The sequence below is a fragment of the Bartonella sp. M0192 genome (assembly GCF_016102305.1).
Classification (GTDB): Bacteria; Pseudomonadota; Alphaproteobacteria; order Rhizobiales; family Rhizobiaceae; genus Bartonella; species Bartonella apihabitans.
In genome coordinates this window covers 2,417,880-2,439,242 of sequence record NZ_JACFOU010000001.1, presented here as the reverse complement: position 1 = coordinate 2,439,242, position 21,363 = coordinate 2,417,880, and the positions used below count along the sequence as shown (strand labels likewise).

Below are 21,363 nucleotides of genomic sequence, written 5' to 3'. Positions count from 1 at the left end.
AACGGGTTAATCATGCCAAGGCTTTTTTAAGCTGCGTGACACTGGGGGTAATAATGGGAACAAAACTTGCTTCGCGCAAACGACGGGGAAATCCTTCGGCAGTCTCCACGAGATAGGCACCGCCACCACGAGTTTCCAATTCAAGCAGAACCGCTTTCCAGAGCCAGTCGGTTAAACTGATGCGGAGCTTGAATAGATCTTCCGGAGCACTGACAAAATGGTTGTTGTTTACACCCTTGATGAGTGCGTCGCGCAGGCTTGAAAGCTCTTTTTCTGTCTCGTCTATGTTGCTTTCAAGGGATGCTCGTCGGGCATTGAAATGTTTTTTGGCTTCGTCGATAAAGCGCGCTGCCAATCCTGAGAATAGACCACATTGAAGTGCGATAAAAGCCGGACGCAGTGTTTTCAGCCATTCGGCAATATTGTCATGCAAAATCCGGTCAGCCGTCAAAGCGACTTTATCCATAATGATCGCTTTTGTACCGCTTGAACGCAAAGCCAGTAAATCGAGGGATTGGACGTTTACCCCTTTGTCATTGTTTTCAAGGCTGAAAACCACAGCGCGTCCGTTATCAAGTTCGGCGGCGCAGGCTGCAAAAAAGCCTTGGCAGTCGATATTGGTAATCCACGGCATTTTACCGGTGAGGTGATAAATGCCATTCTCGAGCGAAGCAAAATTTTCCATTTTTTCCAAGCCGGAAAGATGCTTCATCAAATTGGAAAGACCGGCAGAGCCGGCCGTTTTACCCGATGTCAAAAGCGGCAATTGACGGCTTTTGAGCGCTTCATTCGGGCTTTGCAAAACGCATTCGATATAAGCGCGGTGCGCCCATAAAACGAAGGCAGCAGTGAATGAGGAATAGGCAATGTCGGAAATCGTCAAAATAGCGTCAGCAATGGTTTTGCCGTCACCACCGAATTTTTCCGGAACGCCAATGCCGGTCAATTTTTCTTTTGCGAGGCACTCCAATATAATTTTCGAGGATTGAAACGCGGTGTCCCATTCCTCTGCATGGGCTTCAGCCCATGGATAGAGCTTATCGGAGCTCTTCAAACGAGGGGAAAACATTTTAAAATAGCCTGTTGATGAGGGGTGAAGAAAAAGACAAACGCCGCTTTTTTTCGCTGCTTTTTGAAGAAAGGCGCGATTGAAAAACGTCAAATTGTAAAGGAAGAGACATTTTAGTTCCCCGCAAACTTGCTATGGACGCCGTTAATATTTCTTTTTTTTTAGAAATGTTCAACCTTTTATTTTTTCCCATCAAAAAACCCGCATACATTTTTAAAAATTTTTAAATGAAAAAGAGGGTTTAAAATCGGAGCCGAGGCAAGAAATCACACGGCTATTGCGCAAGCGGGGGCTATCTTTGGCTCCGAAAAAAACGGAATGATAAAATCGTTGAACAATTTTTCATTGGAAATAAGGGGTTTTAAAAAAATAGTTCTTTAAATTGCCGATAAAAAAGACAGGAAACGACATAATTTTTCATGGGAAGTGCGAAACCGACAAATTTTTCAACCGGCAAATGACTATTCATTTTCCAAACGGAAAATCACTTCAATCCCGTTTTGGATAAAGCAAAAACCAGGCAATGATTATCATAAAAACAAGAGCTGCGAAATGGGGAGTGCAAAATGGGGACTGCGAGATGGCATCACCATTCTGGCAGTCCTTTTTTCAAAAACAATTTTCAATAGAAGCCAAAAGCGATTTATGAGGTTCTGATGCATTCCTGAAAATCGGCTATGTAGAGATTTATATAGCTTTAAATCCCGACACAGTGTTTCAGTCTTTGACGAGCATATCCGCATTAATGTCGCTTATTTTCTTGGCTCCTGTCAGCGTCATTGCAACACGCATTTCCTTGGCGATAAGATCAAGCATATTGGCAACGCCCTTTTCGCCATCGGTTCCCAAGGCATAAGCAAAGGCACGGCCAAGCATAACCGTATCGGCTCCCAGTGCAATCATGCGCACAACATCAAGGCCCGAGCGCACACCGCCGTCAACGAGAACTTTGAGATCGGGTTTCAAGACTTCGGCAATTTTCGGCAATGCCTTGACGGTTGAAGGCACGCCATCAAGCTGGCGCCCGCCATGGTTGGAAACAATAACGCCGTCTGCTCCGAAACGTACGGCATCGCGAGCATCTTCAACGTCGAGAATGCCTTTGATAAGCATTGGTCCTTTCCAGAATTCACGAATCCATTCAAGATCTTTCCAGCTTATCGACGGGTCGAAATTGGCACCAAGCCAACCGATATAATCTTCCAGATTGGTCGGTTTTCCGCGATAGGTGGAAATATTGCCGAGGTCATGCGGCCGTCCCATGACGCCGACATCATAAGCCCAGGCAGGATGAAGAACAGCTTGTGTATATTGGCGCAATTTGGCAAACGGGCCGGACATGCCCGAATGGCGGTCACGATAACGGGCACCGGGAACCGGCATATCAACAGTGAAAACCAGCGTTTTGATGCCTTGGGCAGCCGCTCGTTCAAGAACATTTTTCATGAAACCGCGATCTTTGAGAACATAAAGCTGGAACCAGATCGGGTTTGGAACTTGCGACTGGACTTCTTCAATCGGACAGACTGAAACAGTCGAAAGTGTAAAGGGAATACCGCGTGATTGGGCAGCCTTTGCCGCCTGCACTTCACCACGGCGCGCATACATGCCGGTAAGCCCCACCGGTGAAAGTGCCACCGGCATTTTCATTTTTTCGCCGAAAAGCTCGGTTTCAAGACTAAGCTCCGACATATTTTTCAAAATGCGTTGGCGAAGTGCAATATCGGACAGATCGGTTGTATTGCGTTGCAGAGTACGCTCTGCATAAGCCCCGCCATCAATATAATGAAAAAGAAATGGAGGGAGTTTGCGCCGCGCACCTTCGCGATAATCCGAGATAGAAGATATAATCATTTCATTACCCGTCTTGGTTGTTTTATGGCTCGAACGCCGGAGCCAATTCGGCAAAGAGATGAATAAAAATTTTATCCTTTGAAAATGTTGATATTAACATTGAGTGTTTTTCGAGGGGCGTAATAAAATTCAACTGTTACGCCTCCGAAAATTCGCTTGATATTCCGGTTTTATTTCTATGTTTCAGAAAGACTGTCAGTATCTCCGATATTAACAAGAAACAGTCACCGGAAGTAAAATCAATATTACGGGATCATCCACGGAAGAACATATCCCTGAAGCGTTGTCATGATACCGGCAACGGCACAAAGCCCCAGCGAATATTTGACAGTGTAGCGGAAGAGGTCGGATTCTTTCCCGACAAGTCCCACCGCCGCACAGGCAATTGCAATCGACTGCGGGGAAATCATTTTTCCGGTAACACCGCCCGTACTATTGACCGCAACAAGCAGAACATCGGAAACGCCGATCTGATGGGCTGTGGTTGCCTGCAAGGCACCGAACAGCGCATTGGAAGACGTATCCGAACCGGTAACAAAAACGCCGAGCCATCCGAGAAATGGCGAGAAGAACGTAAAACTTTTACCCGTATGTGACAAAGCCAGAGCCAAAGTGGATGAAAGGCCCGAATAATTGGCAATGAAAGCAAAAGCAAGAACAATGCCGATCGAATAAATAGGAAGGGCAAGTTCTTTCAGCGTCATGCCGAAAACGCCAATAGCGCGAGCAGGGCGCATTTTCAAAACAAAAGTACTGACGATTGCGGCAAGGATAATTGCAGTTCCGGTGGCTGAAAACCAGTCGAATTTATAAACAGCGCTGATTTTGGCATCCGTTGCAACAATGGGCGCCGTTTTGACAATGATATTATTGAGGAATGATACGTCGAAACTCAATACCCAGCTTTCCAAGGCGCCGCCTTTGGCAAAAAGTTTTTTGAAAGGCGCAATGCTCCAAACCATAACAAAAATGGTCAATATGATAAAAGGCGACCATGCCTTGATAATTTCTCCCATTGAATAATGGGGAACATCTTCTTTGGGGGCAGCTTCACTTTCATCAAAGCGGAAAATGCGTTTTGGTTGCCAGAAGCGCAAGAATAGCGGCAAAACAACGAGTGTTGCAATAGCGGCTGTAATATCAGGCAATTCCGGCCCGAAATAATTGGAAGTCAGGAATTGGACAATCGCAAATGTACCACCCCCGACAAGTACAGCCGGCCAGGTTTCGCGGACGCCGCGCCAACCATCCATGATAATGACAAGCAGGAAAGGAACAAACACCGAAAGAAAAGGCAATTGGCGTCCTGCCATCTGGCTTAATAAAAACGGGTCGAGATTTGAAACCTGTCCGGCAACAATAATCGGAATACCCATGGCGCCGAAGGCAACCGGAGCGGTATTGGCAATAAGACAGAGCCCTGCCGCATAAAGCGGGCGAAAGCCCAATCCGGCAAGGAGCGCTGCGGTAATTGCAACCGGTGCACCGAAACCGGCAGCACCTTCAAGAAAAGCGCCGAAAGCAAAACCTACCAGAATGAGCTGCAGGCGCTGGTCCTCGGTAATTCCTAGAATGGAATGACGAACAATGTTGAAGTCACCGGTGACAACCGAAATTTTATAAAGGAACACCGCGCCAACGATAATCCATGCGATCGGCCAAAGACCGTAGAAAAAGCCATATATCGCAGATGAAACCGCAGGTCCGATCGGCATGCCATAGACAAAAACGGCAATCAGGAATGACAAGATAACAGTGATTGTACCAGCCACATGCCCTTTCATGCGAAGAAGAGTTAAGGCCAGAAAAAAGAAAATAATCGGTATTGCGGCAATTAATGCCGAAAGCCAAATATTTCCAACCGGAATATAATTCTGCATCCACGTCATTGTTTTCTCCTCCCAATACGTGTGCGATAAATGTTGGCTGGTAAGTAGTAATGCTGAAGAAAACTAAAACGTCAATTTATTTGAGGTTAAAATTTTCATATATGAACCAAAAATAGTTTTTTTTAGGAAAATATGCGAATGTTTATTATAAAAATTATAAAAATGGACTTTTTTAAAAGCAAAGCCGTTATTTAAGACGTTGTGCCATAGTGTTTCATGATTTTTTTGCAGCTATACGCCCAAGCTTTCACAAACAGGTGAGTAGCTATCGGTGTTTTGTTTTCGCCCGTTCGGGTGAGCCGAAGTCGCTCACTGAAATGTCGACTATTTAATAAAATACCGATATAACAAAGAAGGAGTATGTTCTTGAAAAAAGTTGTCTCTTGAAAATTGATAGAGGCCGGTTTTGACGAGGGCTATTTTTTCACCTTTATAGAAGAAAAGGGGACAAGGAAAATCTGACTTCTTTCACCTCTTTGAGAGCCAAAACTCGGCATTTTTTTAAAACTATGCCACCACTTGTTGAAGCCTGCATGTCGCCCATACCGGCTTTTCATTCATTATATTCATCACCGGCCACTGGCCACGCGTCCGGCATTTATCACGGCTCAACGCTCAGTTATTTACTACCGCTCATCGGTCTCTGCTCACGGGTCAGGTATCTATCACCGGCTATGGGTGAGGGAAATCTCGTAAATATTGATGTTCCGTTTTCGAGCCGGTCACCTATCAAGCCGGAATGTCGAATTCATCAAAATCTTTTTCGGTTTTTCCCTGAGCAATAAGCTCGTTATAATATTTGCCGCGAATTTTCTCTATTTCCGAACTGGCAAGCCCGATACGCCAATATCCGATGGCTTTGATATTTTGCTTTTTCACATTGCAGTTCGCCATGAAATGTTTCCTGATTGCACGGGCTTCTTCCCGTTCGCAGGCAATCCAGATGGAGCAATCTTCGGCATCTGTAATCTTTTCAGCCGAATGAACAAGAAAACCGGTTTGCCCCGGATGTTCTTTTTCCTTTCGCACATAGATATGTTTTTTGACTCCCTTTCTATCGGGGAGTTCACCGGCTGCTTCTGCCGTTGCGGATTCGATATAGATTTCGGCTTCGGTGTTTTCCGGCCAATGTGAAAGAATGGAAAAAATGGCCGGAATGGCGGTTTCATCGGCAAAGAGCTTCAGCTTTTTATTTTTATATTCTTCCGTTGAAAATTGTGGGCGCGGACCAATCAAATAAGCATGCGCACCGGCTTTCAAAGTTTGAAGCCAGTTGATAGCGGGGCTTTCCCCTTCATGTTTGACAAAATCGACTTCGATTTCATGTGTCGCGGGATTAAAAGAACGGATTGTATAAATCCGGTAAACCTTGCGGCCTTGTCCTGTTTCGCCAATCTCGAAGCGCACCGCAACATTTGCCTGTTGCCATTCAATCGGGTTCGTCGGATTGATTGTTCCGGTCAGGCGGATGAGGTGGGGAAAAGGTTCATAAATCCGGCTGACCGTTAGTTCGAGACGTTCCATCCCGTCCATGTGGTTTTCCGGTGTGAGTTCAGCCGCATTCCTGTTTTCTGTCTTTTCCATCTCTTAAGCTCCCGCGCCGATTGTTTTTTGGGTCATAAAAAGTATAGACGAATAATAATGAATATAATAGTCAAGTTTTTAGTAAACCGGTATTGAAGAAATATTCATGTCTGTCAATCGCGTTTTCATGTCGTTTATCGGCTTGCCGGAAGTTTGCCAGAATGAACAGTGCTTATTCATTGATGACCGGCCATTCCAGAAAATAGCAAGTTCCTTCAAATTGCACATGTTGCGGACAAGGTGACGAGTAATTTTTCTGACAAATGCTTTCTGTCCAATTTTTCCTATAAAGGCTGTGCTGTCTAATTCTTTCCCTCAATGGCGCATGGCAATTCTCGGGAACAAAGCTTGAAGATCAGCTTTTCCAGCTCCGAAAAGCTTGAAATTTCAAGCTTAACTGGCGGCGAGTACTTCGCTTTTCTTCGCCCGTGGATCAATTCAGAATGGCTTCGGTTGGAGGGAATACGCCACGCGCTTTATTCTGGTTATTCCATAATTTTTGATAAAGGCCATCGGCTTTTACCAATGTATCATGGGTTCCTTCTTCGACGATTTTTCCATTTTTCAGAACGATGATGTGGTCGGCGCGACGAATGCTGTTCAGCCGGTGTGCAATGACCACGACTGTGCGGGTTCTGGTCAATGCATTCATGGCGCGTTGGATCTCTGCCTCCGCCGACGGGTCAAGGCTTGCGGTTGCTTCATCAAGAAGCAATATCGGGGCGTTCTTCAAAAAAGCGCGGGCAATGGATATGCGCTGCTGTTCGCCCCCTGAAAGCGAGCTTCCATGCTCGTCAAGCACTGTGTCATAACCTTCCGGCAATGCCATGATGAATTGATGGGCTTCGGCCTGTTTTGCCGCTTCTATGATTTCTTCACGGCTCGCATCTTCCTTGCCGATTTTGATATTGTCATAGACCGTTCCCGAAAAGAGAAGCACATCCTGAAATACCATGCCGATCAACCGATGAAGATTTTCGGTCCCTATGTCTTTAAGGTCGATATCGCCGATTGTGATTTTACCTTCGGTTCTTTCCCAAAGACGGGCGATAAGGTGGACAAAACTTGTCTTTCCGGCACCACTCGGCCCAACTATTGCCGTTAATTCCTGCGGCCTGATCGTGCATGAAATATCATCAAGGACTTTGTGTCCGGCCATTTTTGTGTTGCCCACCGCTTTTTTATTGCCCCTCTCTTCTTTGTTATTTGTTTCTTTTTTATCATAGCTGAAACCCACATGGTCGAAACGGATTTCATAGTTTTCCGGCATTTTTGGATGTTGCGGCTCGGTCAAGGTCGGTTCATGAAGCAGCGCCTCAATGCGCATGAGAGAACGGTTTGCCAGACGCAACATCAGCATTGCCTGACCGACTTCATATAATTGGCGGTAGACGGGCAATGCAATGATAAGGAAAATCAACAATTGAGCGACTGTGAGCTTGTCGTTTGCCAACCAATAAATGCCGAAAATAACCAGACTGATATAGCTCATTTCCAGCACAAAACCGAAGCATGACAGGAAAGGCGAGGTTCTTGTTTCGGCGTGGAACCATGCATTGCGCTGGTCGTCGAGGATTTTTACAAGTCTCTTCCAGCTATTGCCGAAACGCCCGAAGCTGCGAATAACAGTGATGCTCTGTACATATTCAAGCAAAGCCGATTGCACGGCACTATTGGCTTTTCCAAGTTTCACGCCTGCGCTTTTTCCCATAGCGAGCGTCCATAACAAGGCAAGCAAAGTCAAAGGAAAGCCGCAAAGCATGACAATTGCCAGACGAAAGTCGACAAAGAAAAGAAAAATGGTCAGAAAAACCGGCATTGAAAAACCGGCAACAAATGGCTGGATAAAATGCGACCACATATGTTCGACAAAAGTAATATCGGAAGTCAGTCTTCCTGCAAGGTCGCCGCTTCTTTGTTTGTTGAACCACCCCATGGGGAGTTTGCGCAAATGTTCTGCCACATTAAGGCGTGCCTCTCCCATCATGGTGAAAGCACCATTATATATTTTCGGCGCGCCTATTGCACTTGCACCGATGCGCAATAAAAAGCTAAAAACCATGCCGCCCCCGAAGAAAATAGCGGCTTTGATTGTCAACTCTTTGGCAAAGGCCTGTGTCAACATCATAAAAAGGAAGACAAAGGGGAGTGCTGCAAAAAAACCTTCGACAATCGTCCATAAAATGCCGTGAACGAGTTGTTTGTCGCGCGTTTTCGACAGCCGGAAACCGGACGTTAAAATATCGATTATCATGACTGCCCGCCTTTTTCTGCCAAATTATCCTGTTTTTTTGAAAAGGTTTTATTGTCTTGCCCCTTGGTGTCGGTTTTTTCTTGGGCTTCTCCCGCCTCTTCTCCGAGCGACCACGCGCCGGCCGAAAGCTGGTCTTGCCATAAAATTCGGTAGGTCGGACAGTTTTTCAAAAGTTCTTCATGACGGCCTTCGCCCGCTAGCCTGCCATGATCCATCACTATAATTTTGTCGGCAGAAACGAGATTTTGCAAATGATGGCCGACGATGAGAACCGTACGATTTTTATAAAGTGTTTCAAGGGCTTCGTGGATGAGGTTTTCATTTTCCGGATCAAGACTTGAAGTCGGTTCATCAAGAAGCAGGATTGGCGCATTTTTCAAAAAAGCGCGGGCAATCGAAAGCCTCTGGCGTTCACCGCCGGAAAGTTGCGAGCCGCGTTCCTGAAGGAGCGTATCATAACCTTGCGGCAGGGCTTCGATAAAACCGTCTGCTTTGGCAAGGCGGCAAGCTTCCTTAAGTTCTTCATCACTCGCATCGGGTTTGGCAATACGCAAATTATCGGCAACAGTGCCATAAAGGAGAACAACATCCTGAAAAACAATGCTGGTTTTGTCGAGAAGGTCGTCAAGTCGCCAGTCGCGCACATCAAGACCACCTATGGTTAAATGTCCGTGGTCGAATTCATAAAGTCGTGCAACAAGTTTCAGAAGTGTACTTTTGCCCGAACCGCTTGGACCCACCAATGCCGTCACTTTATCGGCTTTTGCGCTAAAACTGACATGGTCGATAGCGAGCCTTTTGCCGTAACTATAAGAGACATCGTCAAAAACAATTTCATAGGGGCCATCAGGCGTTTTGCTATTGTGATTTTCGATAAGCGGTTTTGCAGTTAAAACCTCATTGATATGATCCATCGCTTCGATATGGTTCATTTTCTCATGAAGTGCCCCTGAAAGGGTCAGAAGAGGTTCAAGCACCAGTGGCGAAAGAAGCAAAAATAACACAAAGGTAGCTGCGTCAAGGGAACCGTTCACATAGAATATGGCTCCGATTGGCGCTACCAGAACAAGATTACCGCGCAGTAGAATAGCAAATGTCATAAAGGAGCGGGTTACTCTGGCAGCAAAACTATGCGCCCAGTCCACCGCATTATGGATTGTCTTTGAGAGATTGCCGAAAGAACGCGTGTCGAGACCAAAACTTTTGATAACATGTACACCACGGATAAATTCGCTGATTTCGCCTGAAATTTTTTGCTGCAAACCGATCCATTCACGCATGTCATCACCCATGCCGCGCGTCATCCACCATTGGGCAAAAAAGGCAATCGGCAACGGGATCAAAACAATAATGGCAAGCCGCCAATCGGCAAAAAACAACAGGATAAGAGCCGAGAGCGATACAATGGGAGCGGAACTCAGGCTTGGCAAAATATGGGCATAAAGGCTTTCGAGACTGTCAATATCATCGTAAAGCGTGCGCCTGAGTTTTCCCGAAGACTGGCTTGCAAAAAACGACAGTGGAACTTCGCCCAGTTTTTGCGCTGCTCTTTTTCTGAGTGTGAAGAGAATGGTGAAGGCCCCTTTATGGGCAAGCATGTCACTTAAAGATACGAATATCCATCTAAGCAGAACAAGGCCGGTTGCAACACCTGCAAGATACCAAATTCTAGTCGTGTTCACCGTCGGTTTCAAAAGCTCGCCGGCAATAAGCGAAATCACATAGAAGGGCGCAATGCTCAAAGCCGCAGCGATAATGGCCGTGATGATAGCGGAGCCGGTAAAAAAACGCGAATAGCGCAAAAGCCCCAGAAAAGTGGCAGGCTTTTCACTGTCATAAACTGCCGGATTGATGGATGGTTGTTGGCTCATTACGGCTACCGTAAAAATTGTTAAAAATGGACTATGACTTATTTTTGATAATTTTGGTATAGTTTTATTTGCTTTATCCTTGAAAAACTTTTCTTATCCGTTTTTATTGTCGTAAATTTTTCTTGTATAAATTTCAGTGTTCCGTGCAGAAAACCGGTTTCCAAACAGGATAATTTTTGGAAAAAACGCGCATAAATTTTATGCGCTTTCCATCAGGCTTTTCAAACCTGTATCACGATCAATCGCAAATATTAGACCAGAATTATTCTTTTCATCCATGTTCTTGAGTTCAGAAAAATGTTTTGCATGAGAAAGCTTTGAAGAATTATCGGACAGGTGAAAGGCTATAAATCGCCGTTTCGGTCGTTAAAAAGGTTTATGTCAAGCCTGCAAGGTATTTGACGGTTTTGATGCCCCGTGGCTCCCAATTCCGTTGTTTTGTGAGGCATAATTTTTAAAAATTATGCCTCACAACATAAGCTTAAACATAGGGCAAAGTTTGATAGTCTTTGCCTTAACTTGACAAATGGATTTCAGAACTTGAAATCGGCTTTTGCCCAGAAGGTGCGCCCGGGTTCTCGCACTTGATAATGTGCGGGAAAACCGAAACCGGCATCGCCATCGCGGTTCAGATGTTCAAAATAATCCTTGTTAAAGAGGTTATCGACCCCGCCGGTTAAAGCCACATTTTTTGAAATCTTGTAGCTGCCATTTAAAGAAAAAACACCGAAGCCCGCACTTTTATCAAAGTCTTTTCCCACAACATTGCCTTTGTTTTCGGCAATGCGCGGTTGATCGGCAACAAGCCTCAAAAGGCCGCCAATGCTCCATTTTTCTTTTTGATAAGTGAGGCCAAGCCTTCCCTCCAAAGGAGGAATTTGCGGCAAAGCCTCGTTGTCTGTGGTGTTTTTTCCCCACGAATAGGCAAGGCTTGAATCAAACTTCCAGACATTGAAGAACATATGGGAAAGCCCCAATTCCCCCCCCATAATGGTGGCATCGACATTCGATGCTTTTGACTGCCCGCTTGAATAGTCGAAGAGAATATAATCATCAATCCGGCCGACATAAGCGGATGCCCAGATATTGCTGTTTTCCCCGCTATATTGCGCACCGAAATCAAGCTGGGTGGTTTTTTCGGGCTTTATGCCGTCAAATGCATTGAGTGAGTTAGCGTCGGATTGTTTGGGGGAAAACAGTTCCCAATAATCGGGAAAACGCTCGGCATGGCCAAGCCCGATATAGGTTGTAAGCGGTATTTGATCGAGGTCGCGCTCATAACGGAGAAAACCGCTTGGCAATGTTCTGTCGCGCTTGTCGCCATCTGTCGGACTTGTGTTTCGCTCATCCTTCGCAGAAGCCCAATCAAGTCTGCCGCCAAAAACAAGACGTTGATTTTCGGAAAAGCTCCATGTGGCTTCGCTGAACAGTCCGTAATTGAAAAAAACCGCATCCTTATCCCAACCGTTAATGCTCATCATATTGCGGCTTTTTCTTTTACGGTGGGTGTTGGTTTGAATATCAACTCCGCTCACGAGCGATAAATCGCCAAAATCCCAAATGGTGGTAAAGTGGCCGCCCATAGTGCGCCGGTCAAGGCGCGATTCCATCGGCATGGACGACATATCCATCGTGCCACCCATACCACCCATACCACCCATGCCACCCATTCCTCCCATGCCGTTCATGCCATTCATGCCACCCATGCCGGTCATCGGATTTCCGCTTCCCATCATATGGTTCATATCCATGGCTCCCATATCCGACATATGTCCCATATGACCGGTGCCCGTTTTGCCTGTGCGGGTGATACCGATTGGCAGTGGGGAAGCGCTGGTCGCAAGGTGGCGCAAACGGAAATTATCCATAATGTGATCGGCATAATTATAGTAAAATTGCGCGTCGATCTTGGTAAGCCGGTCATTGATATTTTCCTTGATGAATTTGGCTCCAAGCGATTCCCGCTTGAATTGGCTGCCATCCATTGCGCGGCCTGCATAGCGGGCTTCGCCATCACCACCGCCGCCCGAAAGCTCGAACAATGTATTTTCGTCCGGAGTGAACCCCAAAAACATATCGCCATTCCATTTATCCCATTTTGAGGGAACACTATTGCCATCGCCATCATGATAATCATGGGAAAGTGCCTTGTTGCCGATAATCCGGACATAGCCGGGGCGTGCCCCGACAGTTCCATCAAGGCGGGATTCAAAGCGGCTATTGGAACCGATGACAATACTGGAATCGCCTTTGACGGTCGGTTTGTCAAAATGTTGCGGGTCGCGTTCAAACAAAATCGTTGCCGCCGAACCGGTGGGGCCATAGCGCACAGTTTCGGGCCCCTTCACTACCGTCAGCCTGTCATAGCTTTCAGGCGAGATATAGGATGTCGGATTATCCATCCGCCCCGGACAGGCGCCCATAATCGTGCTGCCGTCATTGACAATATTAAGACGCGAGCCGAATTGGCCTCTAAAAACGGGATCGCCATTGGTGCCGCCATTGCGAATGGTTGCAAAACCGGGAATGGTTTTAAGATAATCGGCGCCGTCCGAAGCGGGAATAGGTTGGCGTGGGTCTTTCGGATTGGTAACAACAGTGACCGGTGAAGACATAGCTGCCGATGTAACGATCACGGGTTTTAGAACCATGTTTCCTTGGTTCTCGGCCTTTGCTGCCTCTTTTTGTGAGGAATTTATTGGCGGGTTTTGAACCGGCGTTATCGTGCTGTGCTCGTTATTTGCAACCGTTTCGGCTTTTGCGCCCGTCGGCATTATCATGAGCAGGGTGGAAAGGGCAGCAATGGCACCAATTGCGGTAGACGATGATTTTAGTGCGTCCGAGTGCACACTAAACCGCCTATCGGTTTGAAAGAGAGAATCCATTTTTTTAAAAATCCGTGAAGAAAAGTGGATTGAAACTTTGTCAGGCATGGAAAACAAACGGGAATTGCCATTGATGGCATTCTCCGAACCATGTTTTTCGTGAGGCTTTAACCCATGCGTTTTGACAGGTGAAAAAAAGGCTGACAGGTTTCGCTTTAACGATCGAAAACACAAAAATGGCAGCAATGACTTGCGCCACGTCGTTAAAAAGACGCGGCCATTTTTTTAAAAATTCGATGTTCTGATATGTTGAACCTGTCAGCTAATAAGTGACAATGGAGGTGAACGCGGCGAGGCGTTGGATTTTACAAAAAAGGTGCCGAAGGTTACCGCGTCATAGGGCAGTAAAATCTCGACGAGGAAGAGGCTATGCTCGCCGATTTCAACACTATCGGGCGGGGTAAGCATTGAGGCGCCGATGCGGCAGGCATGACACGCCCCCAATTCATGACATGAATTGTCATTATGGTGTTTTTTGCTTAATTTTTGCGGTTTTGAAGATACGTTTTTCGAGCAAATCTCGCCATCAGCAATCATATGGGAATGGTTCTGCCGAACGCTTTCATGATGGTGAGATGAGTTGCTTGCAAAACTGTTCGGTGCAACCGGAAAATTGCGATTATGGGCAAAGGCGAGATTGAGCAGTGCGAAAATGCACAACACTCTGATAACCACGGAAAATGGTTTGCTCGTCCCGATCATTTCCAAAAAAACTTTCCCTTTTAAGGAAACTATTCTCCAGTTCGGTTTTTTTTGCAAGATAGGTCAAAATAACCAACAGGATTTTTTAAAAAAATTGTCAAAGAAGAGGGGAATAGAAGACCATCGGGAAAATCGGTAAGGAGACGGTGAGGAACTAGCAAGATGAAAGGGAACGAGAAAGGCAGGCTTTTGAGGAAAGAGAGAGGCTCATCCTTCGGATTTTAAGCTGATGACGTGCTTTTTCCCCATATCTCCGTTCGCATATTGTTTTTTCGAATTGTTTAAAGAAGACGTGTTTCAGGCAAAGCCCGCTTTTCCATTCCCATTTTTCCATTAATGAATTTTTCTAATAGGCCTTGTGAAAAGAGGCCGGTTTATGAGCGGGCTTCAAGCGTTTATAGGTGAAGAAGACATTTCAAAGAGCCTTCGCTTATCTCATTGCTCTTTCATGATTTTATTGTTCAAGGAGAAATCATGCGCCCTTTTATAATTTGCCATATGATGACATCGATTGACGGAAAAATTGTGGAAGATCATTGGACCGCGCCTTATGACGGGACGAAAAATGATGAGACGACAATTTCCTATTATGACCTTAGCGACAGTTTCAATTGCGACGCGGAAATGTTGGGGCGGGTTACCGTGCAAAGGCATTTTGCAAAACAGGAATTCAATGACCCTCATCCTGTAAGAGTGATTGACCCGCAACCTTTTATCGGTAAGCGCGAAACAAAACGACTATGCATTGTTGTGGATCGTCATGGGCGCATAAAATATGAGGGCGACAAAATTTGCGATGAAAACATCATCGTCGTTTTGGGCAAAAAAATATCGCAAGCTTATCTGGAACATCTCCGTAGCTTGGGAATTTCCTATGTCTTCGCCGGTGAGGATGGAAATGATCTTGTGGCAGCCATGGAAAGTCTTGGGCATTTTTTCAATATGAAGCGAATTGTTTTGCAAGGTGGCGGCACGATTAACGGAGCATTTCTGGAAAACGGGCTTATCGATGAATTGAGTGTGATGATCTATCCCGGTATTGACGGGCGCAAAGCTGCACCTTCCTTATTTGATTGGTCACCTCGCACGGATAATAGTGCAACGGGAGAAAAGGTTTTGGTGAAAGCAAATCCTGCCGCCGGACAGTCACTCGAATTGCTGGACGTAAAAAATGCCGGTCAGGGTGTTATTGCACTGCGCTATAAAATACACCGTGAGAAAAATCGGGAATAATAAGCGTTAAAAGCAATAGATCGGGTTTTTTGCCAAAGGTTTAACAGTTGCCGATGAAAAAACGCAGCAATTTAACCATTACAGCCTGAAGGAGCGAACCCGATAATTCAGCCGGACGCAATTGATCTTTTGGTTAAAAATACTTCTTTTGACCGGAATATGGTTTTTTATATTCGACTTTGCCGGAGATTTAAGAAAAGGCGTTGTTTCATCTCTTTTAAAAATCGGTTGAAGCGGCAAGTTGTTCTTGCCCTTTAAAGTCTTCAAGCCGTTTTTCTAAAACCTCGATGGTGGTTTTTAAAGCACCTGAGCCGAGCACCATGCGTAACGGTGCCGGCGTTATATCGACACTTTCGATAATGCGGGCAGCCATACGCTTCGGATCCCCTGCAGCCAAGCCGTTTTTCCGATCAAGCATTTTTTGAAAAGCATGGGCGGGCGTGTTGTCATAAGCTTTTATAGGCTTTGCAATTTTTGCGCTTTTATAGCGGAATTCGGTTCTTGCCCCACCGGGTTCGACAATCGTCACGCCAATATTGAATGGCGCCATTTCTTGTGAAAGCGAGTCACAAAATCCTTCTATGCCCCATTTGGTCGCGTGATAAAGCGAATTTCCGGCAAAGGCGACTTCGCCCCCATAGGAGGAAATCTGGATGATACGCCCTTGTCGTCTTTTTCTCATAACGGGCAAGAAGGCGCGGATAAAGTCGATCGAGCCGGTGAGATTGGTTGCGATAATGTCATCAATCTCTTCATCCGACAATTCTTCGGCCGCGCCGAACAATCCATATCCGGCATTGCTCACAATCACATCGATTGTTGAAAACAATTCTTCGGCTTTTTGCCCGAGTTGTGTCACTGCTTTCCGGTCTCTCATATCGACAATTTCGACATGGAAATTATCAGGATAGCGGGCAATCAGCTCTTCGACAGGTTGAGTTTTGCGCACAGTCCCCAATACGTTATCGCCGCGGCTTAAAACCTGTTTGACCATTTCATAGCCGAAACCGCTCGAGACACCGGTTATCACCCAGTTGCGTTTGACCATTTTTTGAAACCCTTTGACAAGATGCATTTTCAAATGCGTACAGTCTTTTATCGACTATGCGCGGCTGCTTATTATTATCGAGATTAATCCGAAGAGCACGTCTTCTAAAAGAAGGGCGCGAAACTAGGCTTTATGCAAAATTTTCATAAAACAAGCTGTCTTGGCAATGTTTGGTTCTCGAAAAACTCTTCCAGGCGACAATGGGAGAATGACAGGGTTAAGCAGCGAGAATAGAAAAGCGCGATGGAGAAAACCGGAATGGCAGATAGTCCCCTTTTTTTAAGCCTTATCGGAAATTGAGATGTAAAATGCGCGGGGGAACATGGCGTGCTATCATAAAGCCTTATAGCGCAAACAATCGATAACCAATTGAAAAGCGGCGGTATGTTGGCGTCGTGTCGGATAATAGAGATAATATCCCGGAAATGGCGGACAATAATTTTCAAGAATGCGTTTAAGCCGCCCGCTTGCCACCCGTTCCACCACTGCATCTTCGGTTGTGTAGGCAATACCGAAACCGGCTTCGGCAGCATCCAATGCCTGGTCGATCGTGTTGAAGCTCAATTGCCCTTCGACCCTTATTTTGCATTCATGGCCATTTTCTTCAAATTCCCATACATAAAAGCCGCCGGATGTCGGCAATCGAAGATTGATGCACTGATGTTCAAGAAGATCGCGCGGCGTTTCGGGAACAGAATGTTTTCCAAGATATTGTGGTGAGGCGACAGCCGCCATGCGGAGATCCGGCCCGATTTTGAGCGCGATCATATCTTTTTCGACCTGTTCACCAAGTCGCACACCGGCGTCGAAACGTTCAGCCACAATGTCGGTCAAGGCATAATCAATCGAGATTTCAAGATGAATATCGGGATATTTTGCAAGAAGCGGGTAAAGCTTTGGCCGTAAAATGGCTTTTGCTGCATAATCGGGTGAGGTTATGCGGATTGTGCCGGATGGATGATCGATTGTCTCGCAAAGGTTTTTAAGCTCGCTTTCCATCGCCACAAGGTGAGGCGTGTAAAGTTCGAGAAGCCGTTCGCCAATATCGGTCGGTGCTACCGAACGAGTGGTGCGGCGCAACAATTGTAAATGGAGACGATCTTCCAGATTTTTTATCGAATGGCTCAAAGCCGATTGGGATATATTGAGCTTGTGAGCTGCTTTGGTAAAGCTTTTTTCCTCGGCAACAACCATAAAGGCCATAAGATCGGCGATATTTTCTCGAAGCATGACTGTGCCTTCAATTTTTTAAACGGACATAGTCTATCATGGAGTTCAGAAAAAACGCAAAACCGTTTGGAATTATACTATTTGAACAAAAGCCGAAATAATCCGCTTGAACGGGCGGGTATGTTTAATTAATTCGCCATGCAAGGACTTACTTCATAGAACGACATATATGAAAGAAGTTGGTATTATCATATCGGTTGTTGCAACGGACCGGTTTATCACCAGTCCGTATTTTTTGTTTATGCCAAGAAAGACGATTATTTGTGAAGTGCGCTATAGGCCTCTATAATCATCTTTTCGGATTGTTTCAAATAATCGCCGAGAAGTTTGGCTGCTTTTTTCGCTTTTTCTTTTTTGAGGCAGTTAACGATATTGCGGTTCATGGCTACAAAAGGCTGGTGAAGCGAACGCAAGTCGGAAATCAGACCGAAGATTAATCTGAGTTCGACTGTCAGCTCGGCAAAAAGCCGGTCAAGTCGCGGGCTGTTGCCAAGGCTTACCAGCAATTGGTGAAATTCCATATCGGCAGTACCGACATCCTGCCATTTTTTTTCTTCGCAGAGCTTTTCCGCTTTTCCTACAACTTTATCCATCATGAAAATAGCTGAATGGGGAAAATGCACATTGCGAACGGAGCCAACTTCGATAATTTTACGTAAGCGGTAAACGTCGATAATCGTGTTGAAATCGGGAATAGTTACGAAGACACCACGGTTCGCACGGTATTCGATAAGTCCGTTTTTTGTGAGCATCCTGAATGCTTCACGCAATGTATTACGCGAGACCGACAATTTTTTTGCCAGTATCGCTTCGCTCAAATGCTCGCCAGGATGGTAATGGCCGTTGATAATGGCGGCTTCGATGGCTTTTACAGTCTGATCTGCAAGTGATAGTTCATCGTTCGTTTTTTTCATTCGACCGTTTGCCCCCTTGGTTGGCGGTTCCGTCGATATAAATTACGGAGCCTTTTTCACAAAAATAATTGGAAACAAAATGCAAAGCCGAAAACCTCCCCGGTTCAATATCCTCCAAATATATTTACAAGTTTATTTGAGAAAGAAGATGATTGCAATGCCTGACAATCAAAGTTAGATTGTTCAACAATTTAAAAGCAGCCAATAATTTATATTCGAAAAGGGGAGGTTCATATGAAGTCGATTGATTTGAACAGCGATCTGGGTGAAAGTTTTGGTCCCTGGAAAATGGGCGAAGATAGAGAAATGTTGTCTATTGTTACCAGTGCCAATGTTGCTTGTGGTTTTCATGCTGGCGACCCTGCCGGTATTTTAAGAACACTGGAAGCAGCCAAGAAGAATAATGTGCGCGTTGGTGCCCATATCGGTTATCGTGACCTTGTGGGCTTCGGGCGCCGCAATATGGACCCGACCGATAGCGAATTGACAGGTGACGCCATTTATCAGATCGGTGCGCTTATGGGGCTTGCCAAAGCGGCGGGGATCAAAGTTGTCTATGTGAAGCCGCATGGCGCACTCTATAATACAATTGCCCATGATATGCGTCAGGCGAAAGCTGTTATCAATGCGATCAAAGCGGTCGAGCCGTCGCTCATTCTTATGGCCTTGGCAGGCTCGACTCTTATTCCTTTTGCCCGTGAAGCCGGACTTGTTGTGGTGGCAGAAGCTTTTGCCGACCGTGCCTATAAGAGCGATGGAACACTTCTATCCCGCCGCGAAAAAGGTGCTGTGCTGAGTGACCCGGCTGTCGTTGCCGAACGTATGGTAAAATTTGTCGAGACAGGCAAAATTACCGCGATTGATGGCAAAGAGATTAGCCTTGATGCACAGTCGATTTGCCTTCACGGCGATAGTCCGAGTGCTGTATTAATGGCTAGAGCTGTCAAAGCCGGTCTTGAAAAAGCCGGTGTTTCCTTAAAGCCATTTGTTGATTGAGGGAGTGTCTTTTTCCCATGCGCTTTCTCGGTGTCAATAATTCTGCCTTTCTGATCGAGCTTGCCGATCTTGAAGAAACATTGGCTTTGTTTGACCGCTTGCAACAAGAAATCCGGCGCGAAGAGAAAGATCTGCAAGCTATTGTCGAAATTATTCCGGCAGCGCGGACTTTGCTCGTCACTTTTGACCCGTCTCTCTCCGATGAAAACACGTTGGAGACAAAAATTGCGGGATTGAAACTTGAAAAAGGCCAACAAAAAAGCGGCAAACTTGTCGAGATACCGGTTGTCTATGACGGGGAAGATCTTGACGATGTTGCCGCTCTTTTAAAAATTGACCGTGAAGAGGTTATCCGTCGTCATGTGGAAAGTCATTATCAGGTTGCTTTTTGTGGCTTTGCTCCCGGTTTTGCCTATTTGACGGGCGGCGATCCACTTTTTAATGTTCCAAGACGTGCGTCACCACGAAAATCTATTCCTGCCGGTTCTGTTGCACTTGCAGGAAAATTCGGTGGTGTCTATCCGCAACCGAGCCCCGGTGGCTGGCAATTGATCGGGCGGACAGATGTTAAAATGTTTGATCTCGACCGCGACCCGCCTTCACTTTTAAAACCCGGTGACAGGGTGCATTTTGTCGATGTGACAAAAGATTATTCGGCACATTCCAAAGGGACGACAAACTTTTCCTTATCCCGAAATGAAAAAGCCGGTTTAGCAAAAACGGGTGATGAAAACGAAGCACCAAAAATCGGGAAAACAGTAGGTAACGGGAAAACGGGCAGTTATGACAACGCCGAATTATTACCCAGCAAAAAAAATCTAAAGCCTGAAGAAGATGCGGTTTTCAAATTGGTAACAACATTGATGCCGGTGACGTTTCAGGATCGCGGGCGCTTGTTCCAATCCTCGCAAGGGCTTTCCCCCTCAGGTGCGCTTGACCAGAAAGCAATGGAGAATGCCAACCGGCTTGTCGGCAATCCACGTGAACAACCGGTGCTGGAATTTACCTATGGGAATGCACGTATGAAAGCATTGCAAGCATCGGTTATTGCTTTTACCGGTGCTAACCTGCCAATTACCATCAAATCGGCAAAAGGCACAGTTTTTGTTTTTGAAAAAAACACGCCGCTTGCCATTGATGAAGGCGATGAAATCATTCTCGGGGCACCCTTGGCAGGCTTTCGCAGTTATATGGCTTTGCGTGGCGGCTTTAAAGTTGAACCGGTTTTAAAAAGTGCGTCCTTTGACAGTCTTTCCAATTTGGGGCCGAAACCGCTCGTGGCGGGTGACAAGATCTTTATAGACAATGATAGCCCTTTGCAGCCGGTTTTATTGTCACTTGATGATCCTTACGTCTTGCCGGAAGCGAGCGATAATGTGGTGCTTGATGTGGTTTTGGGGCCGCGGACCGACTGGTTTACAGAGCATTCGATTGCGATGTTTCTTGAAAAACACTGGCAAGTGACGCCAGCCTCCAACAGAATTGGCATAAGATTACAAAGTGACGCCCGTCTCGAGCGCTCGCGAAGTGATGAATTGCCGAGTGAAGGCACAGTAACCGGTGCAATAGAAGTTCCTGCAAATGGCGAGCCGGTTTTGTTTTTGCGTGATCGGCCTGTTACCGGCGGTTATCCGGTTATTGCCAATCTCGTTGAAGACCAGATCGACCTTGCGGCACAAATTCCGATAGGGGCTTCTATAAGCTTTCGCGCTGTCAAAAACTTTTATGATAGCGAGCAGAAAAGCTTGAAGAGCGGTGCCAATAAAACTTCAACAAAATCATGAGATTGGAAGGAATTGGCGAGAGCTAAAAATCAACAAGGTCAAAGACCGGT

At 46.0% G+C, this 21,363-nt stretch carries 14 protein-coding genes; 3 read left to right on the top strand and 11 right to left on the bottom strand.

The window, feature by feature from the left end:
• Positions 1-10 precede the first annotated feature (10 nt).
• The 8 genes from H3S82_RS10415 to H3S82_RS10380 all read right to left on the bottom strand — a co-directional run bounded on the left by H3S82_RS10415 (position 11) and on the right by H3S82_RS10380 (position 14,108).
• Positions 11-1,069, bottom strand: coding sequence for an acyl-CoA dehydrogenase family protein (locus tag H3S82_RS10415; RefSeq protein ID WP_198232413.1), 1,059 nt, complete (start codon positions 1,067-1,069; stop codon positions 11-13).
• Between the two features lie 717 nt (positions 1,070-1,786).
• Positions 1,787-2,923: an FMN-dependent L-lactate dehydrogenase LldD gene (gene lldD, locus H3S82_RS10410; protein WP_198232412.1), complete on the bottom strand. Its 1,137-nt coding sequence runs from the start codon at positions 2,921-2,923 to the stop codon at positions 1,787-1,789.
• 245 nt (positions 2,924-3,168) lie between these two features.
• Positions 3,169-4,812, bottom strand: coding sequence for a lactate permease LctP family transporter (locus H3S82_RS10405; RefSeq protein WP_198232411.1), 1,644 nt, complete (start codon positions 4,810-4,812; stop codon positions 3,169-3,171).
• A gap of 729 nt (positions 4,813-5,541) precedes the next feature.
• Complete coding sequence (locus tag H3S82_RS10400; RefSeq protein WP_198232410.1) at positions 5,542-6,396, bottom strand: siderophore-interacting protein; 855 nt, start codon at positions 6,394-6,396, stop codon at positions 5,542-5,544.
• Between the two features lie 433 nt (positions 6,397-6,829).
• Positions 6,830-8,650 carry an ABC transporter ATP-binding protein gene (locus H3S82_RS10395; RefSeq protein WP_198232409.1) on the bottom strand — a complete coding sequence of 607 codons (1,821 nt, stop codon included), beginning with the start codon at positions 8,648-8,650 and terminating at the stop codon, positions 6,830-6,832.
• Positions 8,647-10,521 carry an ABC transporter ATP-binding protein gene (locus H3S82_RS10390; RefSeq protein WP_198232408.1) on the bottom strand — a complete coding sequence of 625 codons (1,875 nt, stop codon included), beginning with the start codon at positions 10,519-10,521 and terminating at the stop codon, positions 8,647-8,649. Before H3S82_RS10390 ends, H3S82_RS10395 begins: the two co-directional genes overlap by 4 nt.
• Before the next feature lie 533 nt (positions 10,522-11,054).
• The gene (locus H3S82_RS10385) at positions 11,055-13,172 is read right to left on the bottom strand and encodes a TonB-dependent copper receptor (RefSeq protein ID WP_246785312.1); all 2,118 of its coding nucleotides are present in this window, start codon (positions 13,170-13,172) and stop codon (positions 11,055-11,057) included.
• A 492-nt stretch (positions 13,173-13,664) separates the two neighbouring features.
• Entirely contained in the window at positions 13,665-14,108 is a 444-nt protein-coding gene (locus H3S82_RS10380) for a hypothetical protein (RefSeq protein ID WP_198232406.1), read from the bottom strand.
• A gap of 474 nt (positions 14,109-14,582) precedes the next feature.
• Here H3S82_RS10380 and H3S82_RS10375 point away from each other — a divergent pair, with 474 nt between their 5' ends.
• Positions 14,583-15,341: a dihydrofolate reductase family protein gene (locus H3S82_RS10375; protein WP_198232405.1), complete on the top strand. Its 759-nt coding sequence runs from the start codon at positions 14,583-14,585 to the stop codon at positions 15,339-15,341.
• A gap of 217 nt (positions 15,342-15,558) precedes the next feature.
• Here the strand turns inward: H3S82_RS10375 and H3S82_RS10370 are convergent, their stop codons facing one another.
• The 3 genes from H3S82_RS10370 to H3S82_RS10360 all read right to left on the bottom strand — a co-directional run bounded on the left by H3S82_RS10370 (position 15,559) and on the right by H3S82_RS10360 (position 18,533).
• The gene (locus H3S82_RS10370) at positions 15,559-16,389 is read right to left on the bottom strand and encodes an SDR family oxidoreductase (RefSeq protein WP_198232404.1); all 831 of its coding nucleotides are present in this window, start codon (positions 16,387-16,389) and stop codon (positions 15,559-15,561) included.
• Positions 16,390-16,722: 333 nt separating this feature from the next.
• A complete protein-coding gene (locus H3S82_RS10365) occupies positions 16,723-17,619 on the bottom strand; it encodes a LysR family transcriptional regulator (RefSeq protein ID WP_198232403.1) in 897 nt (298 codons plus the stop codon).
• Positions 17,620-17,876: 257 nt separating this feature from the next.
• Positions 17,877-18,533, bottom strand: coding sequence for a GntR family transcriptional regulator (locus H3S82_RS10360; protein ID WP_198232402.1), 657 nt, complete (start codon positions 18,531-18,533; stop codon positions 17,877-17,879).
• Between the two features lie 234 nt (positions 18,534-18,767).
• On the opposite strand from H3S82_RS10360, the gene H3S82_RS10355 reads away from it, so the two are divergent.
• Both H3S82_RS10355 and pxpB read left to right on the top strand, forming a co-directional pair.
• Positions 18,768-19,529, top strand: a complete 762-nt coding sequence (locus H3S82_RS10355) for a LamB/YcsF family protein (RefSeq protein ID WP_198232401.1) — start codon at positions 18,768-18,770, stop codon at positions 19,527-19,529.
• Positions 19,530-19,546: 17 nt separating this feature from the next.
• The gene (gene pxpB / locus H3S82_RS10350) at positions 19,547-21,313 is read left to right on the top strand and encodes a 5-oxoprolinase subunit PxpB (RefSeq protein WP_198232400.1); all 1,767 of its coding nucleotides are present in this window, start codon (positions 19,547-19,549) and stop codon (positions 21,311-21,313) included.
• Positions 21,314-21,363: the final 50 nt, after the last annotated feature.